This is a genomic window from Microbacterium sp. BF1 (assembly GCF_019279095.1).
GTDB lineage: Bacteria > Actinomycetota > Actinomycetes > Actinomycetales > Microbacteriaceae > Microbacterium > Microbacterium maritypicum.
Genome location: NZ_JAGYWT010000543.1, coordinates 1 through 1,600, shown reverse-complemented (window position 1 = coordinate 1,600; position 1,600 = coordinate 1). Strand labels below are relative to the sequence as shown.

The window sequence follows — 1,600 nt, the reverse complement described above, 5'->3', positions numbered from 1 at the left end:
TCCTCGCGATCTCCGACGCGTCCCTGCACCGCGGAGATCGCGAACTCTGGTCGGGCCTGGACCTCACGGTCGAGCCGGGCGAGTTCATCGCGGTGCTCGGCCCGTCGGGGTCGGGCAAGACCACGCTGCTTCGCAGCATCCTCGGGCTGCAGCCGCTGTCCTCGGGGACGATCCGCGTCGCGGGGGAACCCGTGCACCGCGGAAACTCCCGCATCGGGTACATCCCACAGCAGCGCTCGCTCGCTCCCGACACCAGCATGCGCGCCTGAGTTCCGCCCACATCTGCGCCGAGACCCATCGCGCTCGCCGAGACCCATCGCCCCGGTCATCTGCGGCGATGGGTTTCGGCGCGTGGAGTGGGTCTCGGTGAGATGGCGAGGGAGAAACGGCGAGGATTTGATAATGGTTCTCATTAGCGTTTAGAGTGAGGGCATGAAGAAGCCCGTCGTCGCCCTCGCCCTCGCATCCGTCGCCGCTCTCACACTGGCCGGATGCTCCACCCCGGCTACGGGCGAGGGCGACGACGGCACCATCACGGTGGTCGCGAGCACCAACGTCTACGGCGACATCGCCGCGACGATCGGCGGCGACCGCGTCGACGTGCAGTCGATCATCACGTCCGCCTCGCAGGATCCGCACTCCTACGAGGCGAGCGCCCGCGACCGGCTGACCGTGCAGAAGGCCGACCTCGTGATCGAGAACGGCGGCGGCTACGACGCCTTCATCGACACGCTGCTGCAGGATGCGAAGGACCCGCACGTCGTCACGGCCGTCGAGTACTCGCACGACTTCCCCGGCAACGAGGGCCACGACGACGAGGCGCACGCCGACGAAGCGCACAGCGACGAAGCGCACGCCGACGAGGCCGAGCACGACCACGCCGAAGACGAGGCGGGGCACGAGGGCCACGACCACATCGAGGGCTTCAACGAGCACGTCTGGTTCGATCCGCACACCATGATCCACGTCGTCGAGGCCATCGCCGACGAGCTGACCGCGCTCGACCCCGACGGCGCGAAGGAGTTCGCCGCCAACGCGGCCGACCTCACCGCCGACCTCGAGGGCTTCGAGACGGAGCTTGCGACCCTCAAGACGGATGCGCCGGACGTCAGCGTCTTCATCACCGAGCCGCTGCCCGGTTACCTCGCCGCGGCCGCCGGATTCACCGACATCACGCCCGAGGGGTTCGCCGAGTCGGTCGAGGAGGGCACCGATGTGGCCCCGGCCGTACTGCTCCAGGCGCTCGACGTGATCGGCAGCGGTCAGGTCACCGCGCTGCTGACCAACGCCCAGACCGGCGGGTCCGAGACCCAGCGCGTCGAGACCGCCGCGAAGGACGCCGGCATCCCCGTCGTCGCCTTCACGGAGCTGCTCGAGGACGGATCGTCGTACTCTGAGTGGATGAGTGACGCGATCCAGAGCCTCGCCGCTGCCGTCACCTCGTGAGCGGCGCCGCACAGCGCGAGAAACCGGTCCTCGCGATCTCCGACGCGTCCCTGCACCGCGGAGATCGCGAACTCTGGTCGGGCCTGGACCTCACGGTCGAGCCGGGCGAGTTCATCGCGGTGCTCGGCCCGTCGGGGTCGGGCAAGACCACGCT

2 protein-coding genes and 1 pseudogene are annotated in these 1,600 nt (G+C 69.1%); all 3 read left to right on the top strand.

The features are described from left to right. Nucleotides 1–263 (top strand): annotated as a pseudogene (locus tag KZA10_RS14620) (ATP-binding cassette domain-containing protein); the annotation flags it as partial. Between the two features lie 169 nt (nt 264–432). Next, complete coding sequence (locus KZA10_RS14615; RefSeq protein WP_218683247.1) at nt 433–1,446, top strand: metal ABC transporter solute-binding protein, Zn/Mn family; 1,014 nt, start codon at nt 433–435, stop codon at nt 1,444–1,446. Continuing rightward, nucleotides 1,443–1,600: ATP-binding cassette domain-containing protein (locus KZA10_RS18280; protein WP_308289685.1), on the top strand; the 158-nt coding region annotated here is incomplete at its 3' end. The genes KZA10_RS14615 and KZA10_RS18280, both read left to right, overlap by 4 nt.